The 24,212-nt window shown below is 58.5% G+C and carries 19 protein-coding genes; 17 read left to right on the top strand and 2 right to left on the bottom strand.

Going from position 1 to position 24,212, the window contains the following annotated elements; all coding sequences use genetic code 11:
- Nucleotides 1–16: 16 nt before the first annotated feature.
- The 5 genes from recJ to ADH66_RS20485 all read left to right on the top strand — a co-directional run bounded on the left by recJ (nucleotide 17) and on the right by ADH66_RS20485 (nucleotide 7,314).
- Nucleotides 17–2,068, top strand: a complete 2,052-nt coding sequence (gene recJ, locus ADH66_RS02285; RefSeq protein WP_066541695.1) for a single-stranded-DNA-specific exonuclease RecJ — start codon at nucleotides 17–19, stop codon at nucleotides 2,066–2,068.
- Nucleotides 2,069–2,074: 6 nt separating this feature from the next.
- The gene (locus ADH66_RS02280; RefSeq protein ID WP_066536195.1) at nucleotides 2,075–4,270 is read left to right on the top strand and encodes a RelA/SpoT family protein; all 2,196 of its coding nucleotides are present in this window, start codon (nucleotides 2,075–2,077) and stop codon (nucleotides 4,268–4,270) included.
- Nucleotides 4,271–4,274: 4 nt separating this feature from the next.
- A complete protein-coding gene (gene hemZ, locus ADH66_RS02275) occupies nucleotides 4,275–5,759 on the top strand; it encodes a coproporphyrinogen dehydrogenase HemZ (protein WP_066536196.1) in 1,485 nt (494 codons plus the stop codon).
- Nucleotides 5,731–6,690 carry a uridine kinase family protein gene (locus ADH66_RS02270; protein WP_066536199.1) on the top strand — a complete coding sequence of 320 codons (960 nt, stop codon included), beginning with the start codon at nucleotides 5,731–5,733 and terminating at the stop codon, nucleotides 6,688–6,690. Before hemZ ends, ADH66_RS02270 begins: the two co-directional genes overlap by 29 nt.
- A 147-nt stretch (nucleotides 6,691–6,837) precedes the next feature.
- Nucleotides 6,838–7,314 carry a zinc ribbon domain-containing protein gene (locus tag ADH66_RS20485; RefSeq protein WP_066536202.1) on the top strand — a complete coding sequence of 159 codons (477 nt, stop codon included), beginning with the start codon at nucleotides 6,838–6,840 and terminating at the stop codon, nucleotides 7,312–7,314.
- A 70-nt stretch (nucleotides 7,315–7,384) separates the two neighbouring features.
- Here the strand turns inward: ADH66_RS20485 and ADH66_RS02260 are convergent, their stop codons facing one another.
- Entirely contained in the window at nucleotides 7,385–9,163 is a 1,779-nt protein-coding gene (locus ADH66_RS02260; protein WP_201448062.1) for an ABC transporter ATP-binding protein, read from the bottom strand.
- Complete coding sequence (locus ADH66_RS02255) at nucleotides 9,163–10,878, bottom strand: ABC transporter ATP-binding protein (RefSeq protein ID WP_066536207.1); 1,716 nt, start codon at nucleotides 10,876–10,878, stop codon at nucleotides 9,163–9,165. The genes ADH66_RS02260 and ADH66_RS02255 overlap by 1 nt, the downstream gene beginning before the upstream one ends.
- Nucleotides 10,879–11,064: 186 nt before the next feature.
- Between ADH66_RS02255 and ADH66_RS02250 the strand changes: the two genes are divergently transcribed.
- The 12 genes from ADH66_RS02250 (at nucleotide 11,065) to ADH66_RS02195 (ending at nucleotide 24,129) form a co-directional block, all read left to right on the top strand.
- Nucleotides 11,065–12,039 carry a glycosyltransferase family 2 protein gene (locus ADH66_RS02250; protein ID WP_066536214.1) on the top strand — a complete coding sequence of 325 codons (975 nt, stop codon included), beginning with the start codon at nucleotides 11,065–11,067 and terminating at the stop codon, nucleotides 12,037–12,039.
- A 19-nt stretch (nucleotides 12,040–12,058) separates the two neighbouring features.
- Nucleotides 12,059–13,378, top strand: coding sequence for an oligosaccharide flippase family protein (locus ADH66_RS02245; protein WP_207653023.1), 1,320 nt, complete (start codon nucleotides 12,059–12,061; stop codon nucleotides 13,376–13,378).
- Entirely contained in the window at nucleotides 13,375–14,499 is a 1,125-nt protein-coding gene (locus ADH66_RS02240) for a CDP-glycerol glycerophosphotransferase family protein (RefSeq protein WP_066536218.1), read from the top strand. Before ADH66_RS02245 ends, ADH66_RS02240 begins: the two co-directional genes overlap by 4 nt.
- Nucleotides 14,500–14,577: 78 nt before the next feature.
- The gene (locus ADH66_RS02235; RefSeq protein WP_066536221.1) at nucleotides 14,578–15,999 is read left to right on the top strand and encodes a sugar transferase; all 1,422 of its coding nucleotides are present in this window, start codon (nucleotides 14,578–14,580) and stop codon (nucleotides 15,997–15,999) included.
- Nucleotides 15,986–16,702 carry a WecB/TagA/CpsF family glycosyltransferase gene (locus tag ADH66_RS02230; protein ID WP_066536227.1) on the top strand — a complete coding sequence of 239 codons (717 nt, stop codon included), beginning with the start codon at nucleotides 15,986–15,988 and terminating at the stop codon, nucleotides 16,700–16,702. The genes ADH66_RS02235 and ADH66_RS02230 overlap by 14 nt, the downstream gene beginning before the upstream one ends.
- Nucleotides 16,703–16,726: 24 nt before the next feature.
- Nucleotides 16,727–17,836, top strand: coding sequence for a non-hydrolyzing UDP-N-acetylglucosamine 2-epimerase (wecB, locus tag ADH66_RS02225; RefSeq protein WP_066536229.1), 1,110 nt, complete (start codon nucleotides 16,727–16,729; stop codon nucleotides 17,834–17,836).
- Between the two features lie 15 nt (nucleotides 17,837–17,851).
- Entirely contained in the window at nucleotides 17,852–19,900 is a 2,049-nt protein-coding gene (locus ADH66_RS02220) for an LTA synthase family protein (RefSeq protein WP_066536234.1), read from the top strand.
- 29 nt (nucleotides 19,901–19,929) lie between these two features.
- Entirely contained in the window at nucleotides 19,930–20,499 is a 570-nt protein-coding gene (locus ADH66_RS02215; protein WP_066536236.1) for a GNAT family N-acetyltransferase, read from the top strand.
- A gap of 192 nt (nucleotides 20,500–20,691) precedes the next feature.
- Entirely contained in the window at nucleotides 20,692–21,012 is a 321-nt protein-coding gene (locus tag ADH66_RS02210) for an OadG family transporter subunit (protein WP_066536238.1), read from the top strand.
- A 53-nt stretch (nucleotides 21,013–21,065) separates the two neighbouring features.
- Complete coding sequence (locus ADH66_RS02205) at nucleotides 21,066–21,416, top strand: biotin/lipoyl-containing protein (protein WP_066536246.1); 351 nt, start codon at nucleotides 21,066–21,068, stop codon at nucleotides 21,414–21,416.
- A 61-nt stretch (nucleotides 21,417–21,477) separates the two neighbouring features.
- On the top strand, nucleotides 21,478–22,644 hold the full coding sequence (locus ADH66_RS02200; RefSeq protein WP_066536248.1) for a sodium ion-translocating decarboxylase subunit beta: 1,167 nt from the start codon (nucleotides 21,478–21,480) through the stop codon (nucleotides 22,642–22,644).
- A gap of 18 nt (nucleotides 22,645–22,662) precedes the next feature.
- Nucleotides 22,663–24,129 carry a pyruvate carboxylase subunit B gene (locus ADH66_RS02195; protein WP_066536251.1) on the top strand — a complete coding sequence of 489 codons (1,467 nt, stop codon included), beginning with the start codon at nucleotides 22,663–22,665 and terminating at the stop codon, nucleotides 24,127–24,129.
- Nucleotides 24,130–24,212 lie beyond the last annotated feature (83 nt).

Genomic DNA, 24,212 nt, shown 5'->3' with positions numbered 1-24,212 from the left:
AGTGGGTGTTGAAGCCGTGAATTTAAAGCTGTGGGACCTGTCGGAGGTGGACAAGGCCCAGACCGTGGCCCTTGCAAGGGAATGTGGTATACCGCCGCTATTGGCGGCCCTTCTGCGGGTGCGGGGTATGGACACGAAGGAGAAGTCCGGGGAGTTTCTCTCCCCCGGGGAATTCTCCGACCCATATCTTATGAAGGATATGGACAGGGCCGTGGAGCGCATACGCCGGGCCGTGGAGGGCTTTGAGCATATCGCCGTATACGGCGACTATGACGCGGACGGCGTTACCGCCACGGCCCTTCTCTACACTTACCTTCAGGAGAAGGGGGCGAACGTCTCCTTCTATATCCCCCAGCGGGACAGCGAAGGGTACGGCATGAACATGGCGGCGGTGGATACCCTCTCCCGGGAGGGCGTGGAGCTGATAGTCACCGTGGACAACGGCGTTTCGGCGGGTGAGGAGATAGCCTACGCGAAGTCCCTTGGCATGGACGTGGTGGTCACCGACCATCACCAGCCCCAGGAGACCCTGCCGGACGCGCCCGTAATAGACGCGCACCGTGAGGACGACCAAAGTCCCTTTAAGGAACTCTGCGGGGCGGGGGTGGTGTTAAAGCTGCTTATGGCCCTGGAGGGGGACAGAGGGGCAGTGCTGGAGCAGTACGGCGACCTGGCGGCGCTTGGCACCGTGGGGGATTCCGTCAGCCTTACCGGGGAGAATCGGCTGATAGTGCAGAGGGGCCTGGAAATAGCGAACCGCCGGGAGCGTCCAGGGCTTGCCGCCCTTCTGGACAGCGAGCAGGTCACCTCTACAAAGCTGGCTTTCTCCGTTATACCCTGCATCAACGCCACCGGCCGCATGGGCTCGCCGGAGCGGGCCGTGCGCCTGCTGACCTATAGGGACCCGGAGAGCGCCGGGCTTTTGGCCGAGGAGATACGCGAGGAGAACCAGAACCGCAAGTCGGTGGAGGCAGAGGTCATAAGGGCCGCGGAGCAGAAGCTTGAGGAGCGGCCGGAGCTCAGGTTCGACCGGGTGCTGGTGGTGTGCGGGGAGGGCTGGCACCACGGCGTGGTGGGCATAGCGGCGGCAAGGCTCTGCGAAATGTACGGCAAGCCCTGCATAGTGCTGTCCTCGGGGGACGGCGAGGCCCGGGGCAGCGGCCGGAGCGTGGAGGGCTTCAACATGTTCCAGGCGGTCACGGAGTGCCGGGACCTTCTGACGCGCTACGGCGGGCACCCCATGGCGGCGGGGCTGACCCTGCCAGAGGAGCGTGTGGGAGAATTTCGGCGGCGAATAAACGAATACGCTAGAGAGATCTGCCCTGAAATGCCCTTCTTCACCATGAAGCTGGACTGCACCCTGCAAAACCGGGCCCTTACCCCCGCCACCTGCCGCCAGCTTGAGCCTTTGGAGCCCTTCGGGGCCGGGAACCCCCAGCCGGTGTTCGCCCTTTTGGGCGTTACCCTGACGGACGTGCGTGGCCTTGGCAGCAATATGGGCCACTGCAAGCTCTGCTGCAAGGGCGGGGGTCTCTCCTTCGAGTGCGTCAGGTTCGGCGTGGCTCCCGGGGACTTCCCCTATCCCCCGGGCTCGGTGGTGGATCTGGCGGTGAATCTTCAGGAGAGCCGTTACAGCCGTGGCAGCGGCGTGGAGATACTTGTGCGGGACGTGCGGCTCAGCGGACTTGACCGGCTCCAGTGCCAGCGAGACTTCCGCGTGTATGAAAAGTTCAGACGGCGCGAAGGGCTCTCCCGGGAGGAGACCGCACGCCTGCGCCCCACCCGGGAGCAGCTGGGGGCAATATATACCTTGCTGCCCAAGATCATGGGTCCGAAGCTGGGGCTTGAGAGCCTTGTTCTCCATCTGGAACGGTACGGAATAAATATGGGTATGCTGCTGTTCGGCCTGGACCTGCTCTCAGAGCGGGGGCTGATACAGTTCAGAATTGACGGCAGTATGCTTTCGGCGGAAAAGCTTGACACAAAGGGCAAGAAGGATATCGCCCAGTCTCCCCTATACGGGGAGCTGGAGGCTCTGACCGATGATGAAGAAAGGAAAAAGGAGTGAGCGCGGATGCCGGACGTTAGACAGATAAACACCTATGAGGAGCTGCAGGCGATAATAAGGGAGAGCGGCAAGGAGTTCGACCGGGAGCAGATAGCGGGGGCCTTCCTGCTGGCCGACCGAAAGCACCGGGGTCAGAAGCGCAGCTCCGGCGAGCCCTATATAATCCACCCCTTATCGGTGGCGGCCATACTGGTGGACCTGGGCATGGACACCCAGTCGGTGGTGGCGGGGCTTCTGCACGACGTGGTAGAGGACACGGACTGCACTTTGGAGGACATCACCCAGGAGTTCGGCCGGGAGGTGGCCCTGCTTATAGACGGAGTCACAAAGCTTGACAGGATACCCTTCTCCTCAAAGGAGGAGGAGCAGGCCGAGAACCTCCGCAAAATGCTCATGGCCATGGCCCAGGATATAAGGGTCATAATCATAAAGTTCGCCGACCGTATGCACAACCTCTCCACCCTGGAGTTCATGTCCCCCCAAAAGCAGCGGGACAAGGCCAGGGAGTGTCTGGAGGTATACGCCCCCATAGCCCACCGCCTTGGTATGCGCACGGTCAAGGAGACCATGGAGGACGTGTCTCTGATGTACCTGGACCCGGCGGCCTATAAGGAAATAGACGAGCACCTGGAGTCCCGCAGCAGAACCCGCACCCAGTTTATAGGAGGCCTTCGCAAGGAGCTTAAGGAGCGGGTGGAGCCGGCTCTGGGCCACGAGGTGTATATTGAGGGCCGCGTAAAGAGCAAGTACAGCATATATCGGAAGATGTTTATCGGCGGTAAGGATTTCGAGGAGATATACGACGTGTTCGCCATGCGGGTGATAGTGGACACCATCGAGGACTGCTATAATGTCCTGGGCATTGTCCACGATATGTTCACGCCCCTTCCAAACCGCTTCAAGGACTATATCTCCACCCCGAAGCCCAATATGTACCAGTCCCTTCATACCACCGTCATCACCAAGGCCGGGGTGCCCTTCGAGGTACAGATACGCACCTGGGAGATGCACCAGACCGCCGAGTACGGCATAGCGGCCCACTGGAAGTATAAGCTGGGTATGTCCAGAAAGCAGTCGGACAACCGCTCCCTGGACGACAGGCTCGCCTGGATACGCCAGATGCTGGAGAACCAGGAGGACACCGAGGACGTGACGGACCTGGTGCACTCCATAAAGTCCGACCTGATACCCGAGGAGGTCTTTGTCTTCACCCCCAAGGGGGACGTGATAAACCTGCCTCAGGGGTCCAGCGTCATAGACTTCGCCTATGCCATACACAGCGCCGTGGGCAACAGGATGATAGGCGCCAAGGTCGACAAGCATATAGTGCCCCTGGACTATAAGGTGAAGACCGGTGAGATAATCGAGATACTCACCAGCAAGGAGACAAGGGGCCCCAACCGGGACTGGCTCACCATGGTACGCACCAGCGAGGCCAGGAGCAAGATACGCGCCTGGTTCAAGAAGGAGCGCCGGGAGGAGAACATTGTCGAGGGCCGGGCCGAGCTTGAGCGGGAGCTTAAGCGCAGCAATATCTCCATGAGCCGGGAGCTTATGAACTATATGGTGGAGAGCATCGGCAAGCGCCATAACTGCTCCACCGCCGACGACCTGTACGCCGCCATAGGCTACGGCGGCATACAGCTTTGGAAGGTTCTGCCCCGCATCCGCGAGGAGTACCAGCGCATGGCAAAGGCCGGCGAAACCCCGGAGCTCGTGGTAGGCGCCCCGCCGAAGACACGGAGGGTCTCCGGCGGCGTGCTGGTGGAGGGCATGGACAACTGCCTTACAAAGCTCTCCCGCTGCTGCAACCCCCTGCCCGGGGACGACATTATCGGCTTTATCACCCGGGGCTTCGGCGTGTCCATCCACAAGCGCAGCTGCCGCAACGTCCCCCGGGACCTTACGGACTGCCCGGAGCCCGACCGCTGGGTGAACGCCTACTGGGAGGGTGAGGTTCGGGACGACTTCAAGTCTACCCTGCATATAGTGGCCCTGGACCGTGGCGGGCTGCTGTTCGACGTGACCCAGCAGCTTTCGGCCCTCAACATCTTCATCCACTCTTTAAACTGCCGCCAGGAGAAGGGCGGGCCCAACGCCGTTATCTCCGCCACGGTATCCATCAGCGGCCTTCAGCAGCTACAAAGCATAATCGACAGGCTCTCAAGGGTGAAGGGGGTCATATCAATAGACAGGACGTGAGAAAATGCTGCTTATAATGAGCGGCCACAACTACCGCTTCGAGTGCGAGAACCTGTGCCGGGTGTTCTTCCCCTACAGCCCGGTGCGGGTGGAGAGCGCCGATTCACAGGACCGCACCGCCCCGGAGCCCGGCGAGCCCCGGGCGGACACCTTACTGGAAAAAGCAGGGGACGGCTGGCTCTATACGATAAGGGCCTCCGACGGACAGCGGGAGCTGTCCCGGTCCGTCAGGGCCCCGGAAACGGACGAATACCCCATGACACGGCTGCTGTTCGACACACTGTCGGAGCTTACCGGCGTAAAACCCGCCTGGGGTATGCTCACCGGGGTGCACCCGGTGAAGCTCCTGCGCCAGCACGTGGAGCGCTTGGGACTCGAAGCGGGCATGGCGGAATTTCGGGAGAAATGGCTGGTAAGCGAGGGCCGGGCCCAGCTTGCGGGCCGGGTACTAAAAGCCCAGAAGCCTGCGGTGGAGGAGCTTCGGCCCGACGACTACAGCCTCTATGTAGGCATACCCTTCTGCCCCACCAGATGCGCCTACTGCTCCTTCATCTCCCAGGACATGGCCCACGCGAAAAAGCTGGTGGAGCCCTATCTGGAGCTTCTGTACCTTGAGCTTGAGCGCACGGCCCGGATAGCCGGTGAGCTGGGCCTTGGGCCCATATCGGTGTATATCGGCGGCGGCACCCCCACCACCCTCAGCGCACAGCAGCTCCGGGACTTATGCGCGAAGATACGCGGGGTTTTCCCCATGGACCGCTGCCGGGAGTTCACCGTGGAGGCCGGGCGGCCCGACACCCTGAGCTTGGAGAAGCTTATGGCCCTGAAGGAGGCCAACGTAGACAGGATAAGCATAAACCCCCAGACCATGTCCGATAGAGTGCTTCAGAACATCGGGCGCAGGCACACGGCCCGAGATGTAATAGACGGCTTTGAGCTGGCCCGTAAGGTGGGCTTTAGGGACATAAACGCCGACCTTATCGTGGGTCTGCCGGGGGACAGCCCCGAGGGCTTTGCGGATACAATACGGCGGGTGCTGGAATTGTCCCCCACAAACGTCACCGTCCACTCCTTAGCCATAAAGCGCAGCGCGGATATCGTAATGAACGAGGACGGACTCAGTCTCCATAAACACCCGGAGACGGCGGCACATATGATGGACCACGCCATAAAAACGCTTACAGAGGCGGGCTTCGAACCGTATTATCTATACAGGCAGACCCGCATGGCCGGGAACCTGGAGAACACCGGCTGGGCCCTTCCTGGCAGCGTCTGCCGGTACAATATCTACACCATGGACGAATCCGGCACGGTGATAGCCTGCGGGGCCGGGGGCGTCACAAAGCTGAAGGACCCGTACTCGCCGGACCTTAAACGGATATTCAACTTCAAGTACCCCTTTGAATATATCTCCCGCCACGGGGAAATTTTAGAGAGAAAGGAAGGCATAAGGGAAATTTATGAGCAATTTCGCCAGCGGCTATATTAAGTATATAAACCACCTGGAACAGATAAACGACGCGGCCATTGGGAACCCCCAACGGATGATAGACGAGGTGGAGGGCAGCTATCGGGAGCACCTTCGGAACATCGCCCGGAACCTTACCGAGAACTATACCCCCACCCGCATAGTCATGCTCTCGGGCCCCAGCTCCAGCGGCAAGACCACCACCGCCCATCTTCTTCAGAGCAATCTTGCGGAGTTCGGCGTGCGGGCCTTTATCATCTCCCTGGACGACTTCTACCTCAGCCGGGAGAGGACCCCCCGCCTGCCCGACGGCAGCTATGACTTCGAGTCCGTGGCTGCCCTGGACGAGGAGCGCATACGGCAGTGTCTAAGAGACGTTACCGGCTCCGGGGAGTTCACCGTGCCCAGGTTCAGCTTCCAGCTGGGCCGGGCCGACGGGCCGGAACAGGAGTATAAGCTTTCGGCCGGGGACGTGGCTATAGTAGAGGGCCTGCACGCTTTGAACCCCTCCTTCACCCAGGATATCCCCGAGGAGCTTTGTATGAAGCTCTACGTCAGCGTAAAGCAGCAGATAAAGGACGCAAACGGCGAGGTGATCTCTCCCTGGGATATAAGGCTTGTGCGCCGGATAGTCCGGGACATTCAGTTTAGGAATTCCACCGCCGAGAACACCCTTGCCATGTGGCCCCAGGTGGTGGAGGGGGAGAACAGGTACATCGGCCCCTATAGGATAAGCGCCGACTATACCGTGAACTCCATACACATCTACGAGCCCTGCGTGCTGCGTACCATCGCCATCCCCCTGCTGCGGGCCATCGCCGCAGACAGCCTGTACTATAAAAAGGCCCGGGATCTGGAATCCCGGCTCATGCGCTTCGAGCCGGTGGACCCGGCCTTGGTGCCGAAGGACTCCATGTTAAGGGAGTTTTTGGGGCGAAAGGGGCTGGAATAACCGCTATACATGGTTTTCAGGTCTACTTCTTAAAGAATTTTTAATGATTTAGAAAGAAAAACCCGCTTTACTTTCGCTTTGAGAGTTGCTATAATATGTACGTGAACGAAAGGCAGGACCACTCAGAATAAAAAGGAGGACTTTATCATGGGCATTTTAGACGATGTGGTAATCAACGCGAAATCCGTCGCGGAAGCGGTAGGCCGCAAGGCCGGCCAGATTGTGGACGTCTCCAAGCTGCGCGTGGGCGTGGCCGAGGTCAACGCCGAGATAACCAAGCGGTATCAGACGCTGGGCCAGTATGTATATGAGAACAGCCGCGAGGCCCTTGCTGCCGACCCCGAAGCCATGGGCAAGATGGCGGAGCTGGACGGGCTGCAGGAGCAGCTCTTTGCCATCAACAAGGAGCTCACCGACAAGCAGAACAAGACCGTCTGTCCCACCTGTGGCAAGCATTGCAGCAATACGGACGTTTTTTGCAGCACCTGCGGAGCGAAGCTTATAAGCGAGCCCGAGCCGGAGCCGATCCCCCAGGAGGGCGGCCCCAACGATGAGGCCGCCAAGGCCGCCGCCCAGGGCCCCGAGCCCTCTGTGGGCACCATGCCCCCCAGGGAGTTTCCGTAAGCTGACTTGTAGACGATGGTAATGGAAAGCCCCTCTGGATGAACCCAGAGGGGCTTTCCTGCTTATTGCTTTATTGGAACTGCGACTGGTAAAGCGCCGCGTAGAAGCCGTTTTTCTCCATGAGCTCCCTATGGGTGCCCTGCTCTACAATATCCCCGTCCCGGACCACCAGGATATTGTTGGCGTTCTGGATGGTGGACAGCCGGTGGGCGATAACAAAGCAGGTCTTGTCCCTCATCAGCGTGCGCATGGCCGCCTGTATTTGCTGCTCGGTGCGGGTGTCCACGTTGGAGGTGGCCTCGTCCAGAATGAGCATTTTAGCGTCCAGCAGCATGGCCCGGGCTATAGTTAAGAGCTGCTTCTGTCCTTGGGAGATGTTTATGCCGTTCTCGTCCAGGAGGGTGTCATAGCCCTTGGGCAGAGCCATTATGTACCTGTGTATCCGCGCCGCCTTGGCCGCGGCCTCCACGTCCTCGCGTCTGGCGTCCCTCCTGCCGTAGGCCAGGTTCTCGAATATTGTCCCGGTAAAGAGCCAGGTGTCCTGGAGCACCATGGCATAGGAGAGCCGCAGGCTCTTTCTGGTTATATCCTGAATGTCCCGGCCGTCCAGGGTTATCTCCCCCCGGTCCGGGTCGTAAAAGCGCATTAAGAGGTTTATCAGCGTGGTCTTTCCAGCGCCGGTGGGGCCGACGATGGCGGTAAGCCCCCCGGGAGGGGCGTGCAGGCTCAGGTCGTGGATTATCTCCTTGTCCTTCTCATAGCCGAAGCCCACGTGTTCCATCCTAACGTCCCCGTCCACCCGGGAGAGCTCCGCCGCCCCCGGCTTATCCTCGGGCTCGGTGGGCTGGTCCATCAAATCAAAGACCCGCTCGGCGGCGGCGCAGGCGGACTGCAGCTCGCTGACGATGTTGGCCATCTCGTTTATCGGTCCGGAAAACCTGCGGGAATAGAGCACGAAGCTGGAGAGATCGCCTATGGAGATCCTCTGCAAGAGAAACAGTATGGAGCCGAACACGCTTATAAAGGCCAGGGAGAGGTTGTTGATGAAGTTCACCGAGGGCCCTGTCATGGCACCGTAATATTCGGCATTATAATAAGCGTCCACAGCCTCCTTGTTCCTTTTGTCAAAGCGGCCTATCTGTGTCCGCTCCTGGTGATAGGCCTTGGTGGTCTTCTGGCCGCTTATGACCTCCTCCACAAAGCCGTTGAGCTGGCCCAGCATCACCGAGCGCTTGTGGAATAAGGGCCGCACCTTTTTTGTCATGTACCTGGTGAACAGCACGGACATGGGTATGGTCACCACGAACACCAGTACCAGCATTGGCGATATGGCTATCATCATGATAAGGGAGCCAAAAACGGTTATGGCGCTGGCGGCTATCTGTAAAAGGTCGTTTGACAGCGACGCGTTCACCGTGTCAATATCATAGGAGATATGGCTGACGATATCCCCGGTCTGGTGCCCGTCAAAGTATTTCACCGGCAGAAGGGTCAGCCGGTCAAAGACCTGCTGGCGCATCTCCCGGACTATCTTCTGGCTCAGATGTATCATCAGTATGGACAGCCCATAGCTGAGCCCGGCGGATGCGGCATAGAAAGCCACCATGAGCCCGCAGTAGAAAAAAACGCTCCTAAAGTCCACCCCGCCCTTTGTAAGCCCGATAGCGTCTATGGCCCGGCCCGAGAGGTAGGGCCCCAGCAGGGCTAAGAGGTTGCTGCCCACGGTCAGCAGCACGGCCCCCAGGGCCATGAGCTTGTGGGCGTATATGTAGGACCATAGGCGCAGGAGCACCTTCTTGCGGTCCCTGGGCTTTTCAATGGGCCCCCTCGGCATGAATCTTGGCGGCATTAGTCCTTCCTCCCCTCTCCCATCTGTGACGTGGCTATCTCTCTGTATACTTCGCAGGACTCCAATAATTCCTCATGGGTCCCATACCCCAGCTCCCGGCCCTCGTCCAGCACAAGGATATGGTCCGCGTGGAGTATAGAGCTGACCCGTTGGGCGATTATCACCGTGGTTATCCCGGCGTACTCCTCCCGAAGACCCTTTCGAAGGGCCGCGTCGGTCTTATAGTCCAGGGCCGAGGAGGAGTCGTCCAGCACAAGTATCTCCGGGGTCCCGGCCAGGGCCCTGGCTACCAGCACCCGCTGCTTCTGCCCGCCGGAGAGGTTTGTGCCCTTTGATGTAAGCATATGGCCGAAGCCCTCGGGCAGGCCGGAGATAAACTCCATGGCCTGAGCGCACTTTGCGGCCTTCTCTATCTCCGCCTCCGAAAGCCCCCGTCCGAAGTCGATGTTCTCCCGGAGGGTGTCGGCAAAAAGCGCGTCGTTCTGGAACACCACCCCGAACTTCGTGTGCAGCTCCTCCTCGGGGAGGGAGCTGACCGGCCGGCCGTCTATGGCTATCCTGCCGCTGTCGCAGTCGTAAAGCCGCATGAGAAGGTTTATGAGCGTGGACTTGCCGCAGCCCGTGGCCCCGATAATGCCCAGGGTCTCGCCCCTTTTAAGCCGGAAGCTGATATCCTCCACGTTCGCGTCGGTCTTATTATAGGAGAACGTCACCTTTTCAAACTCCACATGATAAGGGGAGTCCTCCCTTTCCGCCGGTTCCACCGCCAGGTCCTTGGGGGCGGACAGTATCTCCGCTATGCGGTCCCCGCTGGCGGAGCTGCGGGAAAAGGACACGAATATCCTTGTCATTGCCATCATCGCGTTCAGAATTATGGTGAAATAGCTGAGAAACGCAATTATTTTTCCCGGCTGGGTGAGCCCGGCGTTTACCCGGAAGGCCCCCACTATGATGACGGCTGTGAGCCCCACGTTTAGAAACAGGTTCATCAGAGGGTTAGTCAGGGCCATTGTGGTCCCGGCCCGGGTCTCCTTTTCCGACACGCCCTCGTTCACCCCGGCGAAGCGCTCGCGCTCATAGTCCACCTTTGAGAGGGCTTTTATGACCCGTATGCCGGAGATGGTCTCCCGCACCGTGCGCACCATTCCGTCCACGCTCCGCTGGAGCTCCGTATACATGGGCACGCCCTTTTTGGAGACGCTGTACACTAAAATACCGATAAAGGGCAGCGTACACACCAACACCAGAGTCAGCACCGGGTCCAGGGTAAGGGTTATGAGTATACCGCCAATCAGAAGGATAGGGGCGCGTATGCCAATGCGCTGCATCATGCCCAGCATCTGGTGCACATTATATGTATCGGTGGTGAGCCTGGCCTCTAAAGACGGTATGCCGTAGGTGTCCACCTGGCCGCAGGAGAGCCCGGATATCTTCTCGAACAGGTCGTGGCGTATCTTCTCCGTGGTGTGCTGGGCCACCCAGGCGGCCATGCGGTTGGCGAGTATGTTGGTCACCCAGGCCATCACCGCCGCGCCCACCATGGCCGCGCCCCATAGGGCTATGCGGCCCATCTCCCCCGAAGGGGCCACCTCGTCTATCATGTACGAGAGTATCCAGGGCAGCAGAAGGTCCATAACCGAGCCTATGAACTTGATGGTAAGCCCCAGGCTCATGCGGGGCACGAAGGGCCGAAGATAGCGGAATATCATTCTCATGGGGTGCGGTCTCCTTTGCGGGAAATTTCACTATGCCCCTATTATACACCTATATAGTTGCCATTGCAACTATATTTTTAAAAATGCCGCGCCTTGGACTCCGCCCCCAAAATTTGACAACCGGGCCCAAAGTGGTTATAATATAATCCTGTATATGAAAAATAATGAAAAACGGAGGGACAGCCCATGCCAAAGGTCACTGTGGCCGTGCCGGTGTACAATGTGGAGAAATATCTTGAGAAGTGCGCGGGGTCCATACTGTCCCAGACAGAGAGGGACCTGGAGCTCCTCTTTATAGACGACGGCTCCACCGATGGCAGCGGGGCCCTGTGCGATAAGCTGTGCGAGCGGGACCCCCGGGTAAGGGTCATACACCAGGAAAACCGGGGCCTTGGGGGGGCCAGGAACACCGGCATAGAAAACGCCCGGGGGCAGTGGATAATCTTCCCGGACAGCGATGACTGGCTGGAGCCGGAGACCGTGGAGCGGGCCCTTAAAGCCGCCGAAGATACCGAAGCGGACATGGCCGTTTTCGCTTTCCGCTCGGTGGAGGAGAACGGGAACACCCTGGCGGAGTTCCACGAGGCCCTTCCCGGGAACGTCCCCCTGGACCCCAAAAAGCAAAAGGACCTGCTGATAATCGCCCCCAGCGCCTGCAATAAGCTTTATAAGACGGAGCTGTTTAAAAGGACCGGCGTGCGCTATCCCCCGAAGGTCTGGTATGAGGACCTCCGCACCACCACGAAACTCCTGCCCGGCTGCAGCTCGGTGGTCTATATTGATTATGTGGGCTATAACTATTTCCAGCGCAGCGGCTCCATAATGAACAATGTGAACCTGTCTCGCAACCGGGAGATAATCGACGCCTTTGAGGATGTGCTCTCCTGGTACAGGGAGCACGGGCTTTTTGAGGAGTACCGCAAGGAGCTTATGCACCTGGCGGTGTCCCACGTGTACCTGACTGCCTCGGTCCGGGTGCTCCGCCAGGACCGGCGGCACCCGCTTATCGGGGAATTTTACCAGTACGTTAAAAGGGAGTTTCCCGACTATCAGGAGGACATATACCTGGACCGCTTTACCCGCAACCAGCGTATTGCCCTAAAGCTTTTGGAGCGGCGCATGATATCTCTTCTGCACTTGATCTTCAAGCTGAAGGGGTAAACTTCCAATCAAAGAAGGTGTGAAAGCATTGAACCTCAGAGAAAAATGGCGGTCCCGCCAGCGCCACAGCCTGCTGGAGAACACGGTAATGCTGTATATATTGCAGTTCTCCAACATGGCCCTGGGTATGCTGACCCAGGGGTACAAGATGCGTGTGCTGGGGGTGGAGCTGGTGGGGCTTTTGGGCGCGGCCCAGTACACGGCCAACTTCTTCCTCATATTTTTGGACTTCGGCTTTCTGCTCTCGGCCACGGCCAAGATTTCGGCAAGGCGAGAGGATAAGCAGGAGCTCTCCCGGATACTCTCCTGCGTTGTGGCGGCGAAGGTCATCTTTACCCTAATCTCCGCCGTGGTGCTGACCGTCTTCATCGTGCCCAAGCTCACCGGGACCGGGGAGGTGCTGGCATACTATTTCTTCCTTCTGTCCTGCGTGGCGGCCACCATGCTGCCGGACTATATGTACCGGGGCCTTGAGCAGATGTCGGCCATCACCATACGCGCCGTGGCTATAAAATTTGTGGCCACAGCCCTGACCTTCGTGCTGGTGCAAAGGCCCGAGGATTTCTACCTCTGCCCCCTCTGCACGGCCATAGGGAACCTTGGGGCCCTGGCCTTTGTGTACTGGCACCTGCGCAGCCGGGTGGGCGTTGGCTTCACCCGGGTGAGCCTCCGGGAGGTGTGGGTGGAAATAAAGGACTCCTCCCAGTTCCTGCTGTCCCGCATGGCCGCCTCCATCAACTCGAACCTTAACGGTCTGCTTTTAAAGCACGCCATGCCCGACGCCAGCCTTAGCATATATACAAACCCGGACATGGCCACCGGCCTTTACACCAGCGCCGACACGGTGATACAGGCCGCAAGGAACGGTATGTCCCCCATCGCCGACAGCCTTTACCCCCATATGATGAAGCACAGGAATTTCAGCATCGTCAAAAAGGCCCTGCTGTTCATCTACCCGGTGATACTCCTGGGCTGCGCCTTTGTGTTCGCCTTTGCCGAGCCCCTCCTGACCCTGTGGCTGGGGCCCGAGGGCAGGGACGTGGTGCTGCCCCTGCGGCTGATGATACCCGTGGCGGTGTTCTGTTTCCCCAACTATGTGCTGGGCTACCCCACCCTTGGGGCCATGGGCCTTGCGAAATACGCCAATATATCCACTGGCTTCGGCACGGTGATATATCTTATAGGCGCATGGGTATGCTATAAAACCGTAGGTATCAGCCTGCCTGCCCTGTGCATACTGTCCTCAGTGACGGAGTTTTCCATACTGCTGTTCCGGCTGGCAGTGATAATAAAAAACCGCAGACTGCTCCAAAGCCCTGATGGGGAGGGTAAGAAATGAACAGCCTTATAAACCGTATCTGGCGGAATATAATATGCCCGGCCCTCTCCCTTCTGCCCAAGGATCAGAGAAAGGCGGTCTGTGAAAGCTACGCCGGCCGGGGGTTCTCCGACAGCCCCAGGGCCATCGCGGAGGAACTGTTAAATCGTGGTTGGAAAGTGTACTGGCTGGTAAAGGGGCCAAAGGAGGCCGAAAGCCTCCCAGGGGGGATAAAGCCGCTCACCATAGGCAGCACGGCGGCAATATACCATATGTGCACCGCCGCGGTATGGGTGGACAACTGCCGCAAATGGGGCCGGCTCTATAAGCGTACCTCTCAGCGCTATGTTCAAACCTGGCACGGCTTTCCCTTAAAACGCATCGAGGGGGACGCGGAGTCCGCCCTTGATGCGGAATACGTGCGGGCCGCCAGGAAAGACTCTCTGATGTGCGACCTGTTTCTCTCCAACAGCGCCTTTCTGACACAGATATACCGCCGGGCCTTCTGGTATGGCGGGGAGGTATTGGAATGCGGCTTTCCACGCAACGATATGCTGTTCGGGCCCCCGGGCCCCTCTCTGGAGAAGGTGCGCCGGGAGCTAAGGCTGCCCGAAGGAAAGAACCTGGCCCTGTACGCGCCCACCTTCCGCCGGGATCTGGGGCTCTCGGTATACGACATGGACTATAAGCGGGTGTGCGGCGCCCTTTCAAGGCGTTTTGGCGGCGACTGGCTGATACTCGCAAAGCTGCACCCCAATGTAGCGGACAAGGCCGGGGAGCTGAGCCTTGACCCCCGGTATGTGGTGAACGCCTCGGCCTATCCTGATATCCAGGAGCTGTACCTGGCCTGTGACGCTCTTATCACCGACTACTCCTCGGTGATGTTCGACTATATGAACACCGGCCGGCCCTGCTTTCTTTACGTGAACGATCTGGCGGCCTATAAGGACGACCGCAATTTTTACTTTGATCTGGACACGCTCCCCTTTGCCCGGGCCGAAGATAACGATGGGCTTGAGGAGATAATATTGGGATTTGATGGGGGGGCTCAGCGGGAGCGGACGGAACGCTTCTCGAGGGAGCTGGGTATTAAAGAGGACGGCACCGCCGCAAAACAGGTGGCGGACTGGCTGGAAGGCTGATTTGCATTTTTCGGAAGTATGTGCTATACTTTCTGAAACAGAAATCTCTGACGACCAATTATTTCGGAAGGTGACACTATGCACAGTATGATAAAAAAGCTGAAGCGCACCGTGGTCTTTATACTGAAGCTGGCCCTGTTCGCTTCACTGTTCGGCATATTCTTCGGCATATTCGGCATAAATAACCCCTGGCTCTTTAACCTGTCCCGCACCACCGGGGTCACCATGGTGACCTTCGTGGTGCTGGGCATAGCCCTTATGTCCGTATACGGCGGCTACTCCATCGGCTCCACGAAGTCGAAACCCATCGTCCACTCCATGGCCCTTGCCACTATCATGACGGACCTTGTTACCCATTTGCAGCTCTCCATAATGAACACCAGCGAGAAGAACAACGACCACTTTGTCTATGAGACCCCCCATCTTCTGCTGCTGGTGATGGCCTTGCAGATACTGGTCATCGTATTCTTCGCCTACTTTGGCAACTACGTCTATTTCTCCCTGGAGCCGCCGGAGAGGTGCTGTGTCATCTCCTCCTCCCGCCAGAGCCTTGGGAACATTATCCCCAAGGTACAGCGCTTTAAAAAGCAGTACGAGATAGACGAGATAATCCGCTATGACGACCCGAATATACTGGACGTTATACTCAGGAGCAACACCGTGTTCCTCTATGATGTGCCCATAAAGGAGCGCAACGACCTTATCTCCTTTTGCTATCAGACTCAGAAAAACATATACTATAACTTCGAGACTATAGACGTGGTGAGCCAGGGGGCCAAGTACGTGACCCTGGACGACAAGTCCCTGGTAATGTACACGGCCAAGGACCTGACCATGGAGCAGCGGATAGTCAAGCGCCTGACGGACCTTGCGGTATCCCTTGTGGGCCTTATCGTCACAAGCCCCATCATGCTGGGCTGCGCCATTGCCATCAAGCTGGACGACGGCGGCAAGGTGTTCTATAAGCAGAAGCGGCTTACAAAATACGGACGGGTCTTTGAGGTATACAAGTTCCGCACCATGAAGGAGGAAAACTCCGTCCATAAATCCGTCACCGAGAACGACGACCGCATTACCCGGGTGGGTAAGGTGCTCAGAAAATTCCGCCTTGACGAGCTGCCACAGCTGCTGAACATTTTATACGGCGACATGACCGTGGTGGGCCCCCGGCCCGAAATGCTTGAAAACGTGGAGAAGTACACCGAGGAGCTCCCCGAGTTCTCCTACCGCCTGCGTATGAAGGCGGGGCTTACGGGCCTTGCCCAGATATCCGGCAAGTACAATACCTCGCCGAAGGACAAGCTGGTGATGGATCTGATGTATATTGAGAACTACAGCATATGGCGGGACTTCAAGCTTATCTTCCAGACCATCACCGTGTTTCTGAAGGCCTCCGAGAGCACCGAGGCCTTCCATAAGGAGGAACTCTACGACTTTGACAACGGCCGGGAACGTGACAGAAAGCCCGGGGAAAAGGAGGAGGAAAATGGCGGTAAATGAGTACCTTAAAAGGGTGTACGGCGGCAGTGCCCGGTCATACTTTGAGCGGGCCGAAAAGGCCCTGCTCAGCGGAGAGCGGCTTTTCACCGTCACCGCCAACCCCGAGATAATCATGCACGCGGACCGGGACCCAAAAATAAAAAAGCTCCTGCTGTCCCCGGACGCGGAGATAATCCCCGACGGCATAAGCGTTGTAAAGGCCATGAACACCTTGGGGTGTGAAGCCTCAGAGCGCATAACCGGCGTGGACCTGGCCGCGCACCTTTTAAAGGCCGCAGGCGAGAACGGTAAGAGCGTCTATCTTTTGGGTGCCAAGGAAGAAGTCGTTTCGGCCCTTGCAGAAAAGCTGAGGGCCGAGCACCCGGATATCACCGTCAATTACCATAACGGCTATGACGGCGACAAGGACGTTATCTTCGACGAGATCGCGGCCCTGGCCCCGGACCTGGTGCTGGTGGGGTTGGGCGTGCCCGCCCAGGAGCTTTTAATATACCGTCACCTGCCGAAGTTCACAAGGGGAGTGCTGGTGGGCGTAGGCGGCTCCTTCGACGTGCTCAGCGGCAGCAAGAAGCGCGCTCCCCAGTTCTTTGTGAAGACCAACACCGAGTGGCTCTACCGCATTGCCAAGGAGCCCCAAAGGCTGGGGCGGTTCTGGAACAATAATGTTAAATTTCTGCGCGAGGTGCGGAAAGCCAGGCCATAGACCCCTGTTCTAAAGGAGGACAGTATGAATAAAATTAAAGTAATGCTGGTCTTCGGCACCCGCCCTGAGACCATCAAGATGGCGCCCCTGGTAAAGGAGCTGCGCTCCCGCCCGGAGTTCGAGACGGTAGTCTGCGTCACCGCCCAGCACCGGCAGATGCTGGATCAGGTGCTTTCCGCCTTTTCCATCGTGCCCGAGCACGACCTGGACATAATGAAGCCGGGCCAGACACTGTCGGATATCACCGCCCGGGTCCTGAAGGGCCTTGAGGGCGTAATAACAGAGGAAAAGCCCGATATGGTGCTGGTCCACGGTGATACCACCACCACCTTCGCCGGAGCTTTGGCCGCGTACTACTGCCAAACGGCGGTGGGGCACGTTGAAGCGGGGCTTCGCACCCATGACAAGTATTCGCCCTACCCTGAGGAGATGAACCGGCAATTTGTTGGCTGCGTCACGGACCTGCACTTCGCCCCCACACAGCAGAGCCGGCAGAACCTGCTCTGTGAGGGCAAGGACCCGGCGTCCATCGTCGTCACCGGGAACACGGCCATAGACGCGCTGCAAACCACCGTGCGTGAGGACTTTTCCGACCCCATGCTGGACTGGGCGGCGAGCTCAAGGCTTATTGTTATAACCGCCCACCGGCGGGAGAACCTGGGCGAGCCCATGCACAGGATGTTCCGGGCCATACGCCGGGTGATGGAGGAATTCCCCGACACAAAGGCCGTGTACCCGGTGCACCTGAACCCGTTGGTACAAAGGGCTGCAAAGGAGGAGCTGGGAGGCTTTGACCGGGTGCGGCTCTGCGAGCCCATGGAGGTGGTGGAGTTTCACAACCTGCTCTCCAGGTCGTACCTTATCCTGACGGACAGCGGCGGCATACAGGAGGAGGCCCCCTCCCTGGGCAAGCCCGTTATCGTGCTTAGAGATACCACGGAGCGGCCCGAGGGGCTGGCGGCCGGGACTTTGAAGCTGGCGGGCACGGACGAGGAGACCATCTATGGCATGGTGAAGGAGCTGCTGACGGACAAGGCGGAATATGAGCGCATGGCGCGGGCCAGCAACCCCTATGGGGACGGCTTTGCAAGCAAGCGGATCGCGGACGCTATTGTGGCGTATTTTAACAAATAACGGAGAAATTGCCCTATGAAAGAAAAGCGCTTCCTGCGGCTGAACCCAAGCCGCGGTAATTTCTTTGCTGCCGGGGCGGTACTGTTGGCTTCGGCAGTATTTTTTATCCTTGAATGGCCCCTCGCCCTGGAGGAGGACGCTTCGGGCCAGCAGAGGCTCTGCTGGTGGTACGTGCTGACCTTCAGCGGGCTGGGCGCCCTTGCCACCGGGATATGCCTTTTGCAGTTTGACTTGCCCGGGGCCGCAAGGCAGGCCATCGGCTGGCTGCTGGTTTTATTGCTGCCCCTTAGCACCTTTGTGGTGGTGGACGTGATAAACGGCACGAAGATATGGCAGTTCAGCGGACGAAAATGGCTTGCGAACTACCTTTGCTATCTTTTGGTCTTCGCCCTCGCCTATGCCCTGACCCGCCGTCCCTGGGCGGCGGTGGCAATCGGCGGTGCGGCCTCGCTGACCTTTGGGATAGCCAACTACTTTGTGGTGCAGTTCCGGGGCCAGCCCATACTGCCCTGGGACTTAACCTCCTTCGGCACGGCCCTGACGGTGTCCGGGGGCTATGAGTACGTCCCTACCCGCAAGATGGCCGTGGGCGCGCTGTACTACATATGCACGGTGGCCTTCTGCGTAAAGGTGGCGCCCCAGGACGCACCCCACGCCTCCCGGCGCTTTCACATTGCCGAGCGGCTGGCGGCCCTGTCCATCTCCGGCCTTCTGGCCATCACCCTGTTCCCCTTAAACGGCCTTTCCTATCTGGATATCTCCGTGTGGGCCTGGAACCAGAAGGGCAGCTCAGAGCTTATAGGCATCGCCGCCAGCTTCTTCGCCAACGCCCAGTATATGATGGTGGATACCCCCGACGGCTACTCCGCCCGGGCGGTGTCGGCGCTGTCCGGCAGGCTGGAGGATATCCCCTCCCCCGCGCCCTTGGGCGAGCCCGGGGGCAAGCCCACGGTCATAGCCATAATGAACGAGTCTATGACCGACTTCGGCGCCCTGGGGACCCTGGAGTTCACGCCGGACAATATGCCCAATATACACCGGCTTCAAAGGAGCGGCGACATCATCTGGGGCACGGCCTACTCCTCCGTGTACGGCGGCAATACCTGCAACAGCGAGTACGAGTTCCTCACCGGCAACTCCATGGCCTTTCTGCCCGCCGGGAGCAAGCCCTATCAGCAGTATATCGACTCTCCCCAGCAGAGCCTTGCCCACACTTTAAAAAGCCACGGCTACCACACCGTGGCCATACACCCCGGGGACCGCAAGGCCTGGGAGCGCATCGACGCGTACCCGCACCTGGGCTTCGACGAGTTTATGGACGCTGCAATATTCGACGTGCCCCGCTCCTTCGAGCACCGGCTCACCAGCGACCGCTCCTGCTATGAGCAGCTTATCTATGAGTATGAATACTGGCGGGAGCTGGGAGACACGCCCCTGTTCCTCTTTAACGTGACCATCCAGAACCACGGCGGCTATGAGGACGAGAACTACGAGACCACCGTGCAGGTGGAGGGCTTTGAAGGCGCATGGCCCAGGGCCGAGCAGTATCTGAGCCTGACAAAGGAGTCCGACAGCGCCATAGAGTATCTTCTGGACTATTTTGAGGATATCGACGAGCCTGTGGTGGTGCTGTTCTTCGGGGACCACTGGCCGAAGCTGGAGGAGGGCTTCAACCGCGCCGTACTCAAGGGCTATAACGCCACCACCGATATGTACCGGGTGCCCTTTTTCATCTGGGCCAATTATCCCCTTGAGGGGCAGGAGATAGAGGCCGTCAGCCTTAACTATCTCTCGGGGCTTCTGCTGCGTGCGGCGGACATAGAGGGTACGCCCTACACAAACTACCTTGAGGAGCTTCGCCAAGACGTCCCCGTGGTCACTGATATAGGCGTTATGGACAGCAAAGGTTACTTCTTTGTCTCCGGCAGCCACCGTCCCCCGGACGTATCCCGGAAGCTGCGGGAATACTCCATTTTGCAGTACAACAGCTCCTTCGACGAGAACCGCCGGGCGGACAGCCTTTTCTACCGGGAAGAACCCCAAACCCTGCTGGTAAATGAATGAGAAACCAATAAAAACGGAGGTCGATGGCAATGACTCTTAAAGCGGTACGCCGGGTAAACGAATGGGACGGCCCCTCTATGCTGAAGGTCTACGCCCCATATACCGGCACAGTTAAGGCCCCGGAAAAGGAGCCCCCGGAGCTTCAGGATTATATACAGAGGATAGATAAGTACACCTATGGCCTGGGCTGGCTTCTGGCCGAGGTGGACTGCCAGACGGTGGGTTTCTGCCACCTTACCGAGGACAGGAACGACCCAAAAAATTTATTCTCCGTGGAATTCCAGCTCTACGTGCGGGAGGACTATATCCGCCGCGGGGTGGGCACGGCCCTCTGGTCCCTCCTGCGGGACATGATGGAGGAGGGCAGCCGGCGGCGGGTCTTCGCCCGGGTGGATAGAGAGAACCAGGAGGCGCTGGTTTTTTTTAAGTCCATGGGCTTTGAAGAATGTAATACGGAAGATAATATAATTATATTAAGATACGCCCTCACCCCCAAAGAGGAAAACCCCGAGCGCCCCACGAAGCCCTATCTTATCGATAAGTTCGTCTATGAGGCCGCAAGGGAAAGGGCGGCGGAGTTTATAAGGCCGGCCCTATAAACTCCCCTGTAAACTTTTTTGTGGGATTTTTTGAAAAAAATATGAATGAAGGACTTGCCAAATCGTCCGTCTCGTGGTATGATTTAGGTGATTTTGATAAAATGCGGGAAAATTGGCGTTTTTCAAAATCTTTGATAAGTTTTACTCTATTTATTTTCATAATTCCAAGAGAAGAAAGGAGGTAAAAGAAACATGCCGTCTTTCAAGCTGTTAGAGGCCGCGGCCGCCGAGCCCAGTTTCCTGCAGGTGGTGGCCATGGGCCTTATCACGGTGTTTGTGGTGCTCATATGCCTTATCATCATCATCAAGGTCATGGGTGCCATAATGGCAGGCGCCGGCAAGGCAGCCCCGGCCCCCGCGCCCGCCGCCCCCGCTGCGGCTGCACCCGCGGCAGCAGCTGCCGCCCCCCAGCCCAACAAGCAGCAGCTGGTGGCCGCCATATCGGCCGCCATCGCCGAGGACATGGGTGGAAGCGTGGACCATATCAGGATCCACTCCATCCGCAAGCTGTGAGCAGATCAAAGCCCTGATAAAATCCGATTGAATCCAGAAAGGAAACACAAATTATGAGAAAATATAACGTAAACGTAAACGGCACCGCTTACGAGGTAACTGTAGAGGAGATCCAGGGCGGAGCAGCTGCTCCGGCTCCCGTTGCCGCGCCCGCTCCTGCACCTGCTCCCGCACCTGCCGCCGCAGGCTCAGGCGAGCCCGTCAGCGCCCCCATGCCCGGCACCCTCCTTGACGTGAAGGTGTCCGTCGGCCAGGCCGTCAAGTCCGGCGATGTGCTGATGATACTCGAGGCCATGAAGATGGAGAACGAGATAATGGCCCCCAAGGACGGCACCGTTACCAGCGTCTCGGCCACCAAGGGCGCGTCCGTTCAGAGCGGCGACGTTCTGTGCACCATAGCCTGAGCCCCATAGGGCACACTTATCTTTCAAAAAGTATACCAAAATTCAATAAGGAGTGTAACCTATGGAAGCAATACAAAATTTCCTGCAGAGCACAGGCTTTGCCCAGGTGATGAACGAGCCACTGCAGCTGGTGATGATACTCGTCGCCTGCGTGCTGCTGTACCTGGCTATAGTTAAAAAGTTCGAGCCTCTGCTGCTCTTGCCCATCGCCTTCGGTATGCTGCTGACGAACCTGCCCGGCGCGGGGATGTACCACTCGGAGATCTTCGCAAACGGCCAGATAGACTGGGCAGAGCTGGGCACAGGCCACGGCGGGCTTTTAGACTATCTGTACCTGGGCGTGAAGCTGGGCATCTATCCCTGCCTTATCTTCATCGGCGTAGGCGCGGGCACTGACTTTGCCCCCCTTATCGCCAACCCCAAGACCCTGCTTCTGGGCGCCGCCGCCCAGCTGGGCATCTTCATTACCTATGTGGCCGCAAGGCTCACTATCTTCACCGGCCCTGAAGCCGCCTCTATCGGCATCATTGGCGGCGCTGACGGCCCTACTGCCATCTATACCACCGCAAGGCTTGCCCCGCATCTTCTCGGCCCCATCGCCGTTGCGGCGTACAGCTATATGGCCCTGGTGCCGGTTATCCAGCCCCCCATCATGAAGGCCTTGACCACCAAGGAGGAGCGCCGGATAAAGATGAAACAGCTGCGCCCGGTTTCTAAGACCGAGAAGATACTGTTCCCCATCATCGTCACCATCTTCGTGTCCTTCATGCTGCCCTCTGCGGCCCCCCTGGTGGGCTGCCTGATGCTGGGCAACCTTATGAAGGAGAGCGGCGTTGTGGAGCGTCTTAATAAGACCGTCCAGAACGAGCTGATGAACATCGTCACCATCTTCCTGGGCATCACCGTGGGCGCTACGGCCACCGCCAAGAACTTCCTGAACCCCAGCACCCTGCTGATACTTTGCATGGGCGTTATCGCTTTCGGTCTGGGCACCGCCGGCGGCGTGCTGCTGGCAAAGCTCATGAACGTGTTCTCCAAGGAGAAGGTGAACCCCCTGATTGGCTCCGCCGGCGTTTCCGCCGTTCCCATGGCCGCCCGGGTTTCCCAGGTGGTGGGCCAGAAGGAGGACCCCTCCAACTTCCTGCTGATGCACGCCATGGGCCCCAACGTGGCCGGCGTTATCGGCTCGGCTGTTGCCGCGGGCGTCCTGATGTCCCTGTTCGGTTAAGAAGGAGGATACTGAATTATGGCTAAAAATCCCCTAAAGATAATGGATACCATCCTGCGCGACGCGCACCAGTCCCAGGCGGCCACCCGCATGAAGCTGGAGGACATGGTGCCCATACTGCCCCTGTTGGACAGTGTAGGCTACTGGTCCCTGGAGTGCTGGGGCGGCGCGACCTTCGACGTGTGTATGCGGTTCCTCAACGAGGACCCTTGGGAGCGCCTCAGGACCCTGAAGAAGGGCCTGCCCAACACGAAGCTGCAAATGCTCCTTCGCGGCCAGAACCTTCTGGGCTACAGGCACTATGCCGACGACGTGGTGGACGCGTTCGTTAAGAAGTCCATCGAGAACGGCATAGACGTGGTGCGTATCTTCGACGCATTGAACGACCCCCGGAACGTCCAGGCGGCGGTAAGCTGCGTTAAGAAATACGGCGGCTGGGCCGAGGTGGCTATCAGCTACACCAAGAGCCCCGTGCACAGCGAGGACTACTTTGTGAAGCTTTCTATGGAACTTGAGAAGATGGGGGCCGACTCCATCTGCATCAAGGACATGGCGAACCTGCTGCTGCCCTATGACGCTTACTCTCTCGTTAAGAAGCTCAAGGAAAATGTGGGCGTGCCAATACACCTGCACACCCACAACACCACCGGCACCGGCGACATGACGAACCTCATGGCCGCCCAGGCCGGAGTGGATATAGTTGACTGCGCCCTGTCCCCCCTGGCAAACGGCACCAGCCAGCCCGCCACCGAGGCCATGGTGGCAACGCTCCAGGGCACCAGCCGGGACACGGGCCTTGACATGAACAAGCTCTCCGAGGCCGCCGCCCATTTCCGCGGCGTTGCCGAGAAGCTGGATATCAACCCCAAGGTACTGAAGGTGGACGTGAACACCCTTCTGTATCAGGTACCCGGCGGTATGCTCTCTAACCTTATCAGCCAGCTGAAACAGGCCAACGCTGAGGATAAGTATTATCAGGTGCTCGAGGAGGTGCCGCGTGTCCGTGAGGACTTCGGGTTCCCGCCCCTTGTCACCCCCACCAGCCAGATAGTGGGCTCTCAGGCGGTGCTGAACGTGCTGTCAGGCGAGCGGTATAAAATGGTCTCGAAGGAGAGCAAGGGCCTGCTTCGGGGCGAGTACGGCCAGCTGCCCGGTACCGTCAACGAGGAGGTCCGCAGGAAGTGCATCGGCAATGACGAGGTTATAACCTGCCGTCCCGCCGACCTTCTGGAGCCCGAGATGGAGAAGCTGCGAGCCGAATGCAAGGAGAAGGGTCTTGGACATAGCGAGGAGGACACTCTGAGCTACGCCCTGTTCCCCCAGGTGGCTTCAAAGTTCTTCGACTGGCGGGACCATCCCCACCCGGCTGAGCCCGCCTCTGTGGCACCCGCGGCTCCTGCTGCGGCCCCCAAGGCCGCGCCTGTTGCCAATGACAATTCTCCCCGCGCCCTTATCGTGGAGGACCTGACTGGCGGCAACTTCTAAAATTTCTATTTGATTTGCAGAAAAAGTCCGGCACTTTCGGTGCCGGACTTTTTGTATTTTTCCTTGTGCCCTGTCGAAAAATA

This window comes from Acutalibacter muris (genome assembly GCF_002201475.1).
GTDB lineage: Bacteria > Bacillota > Clostridia > Oscillospirales > Acutalibacteraceae > Acutalibacter > Acutalibacter muris.
This window is presented reverse-complemented; position numbering and strand designations above follow the sequence as displayed.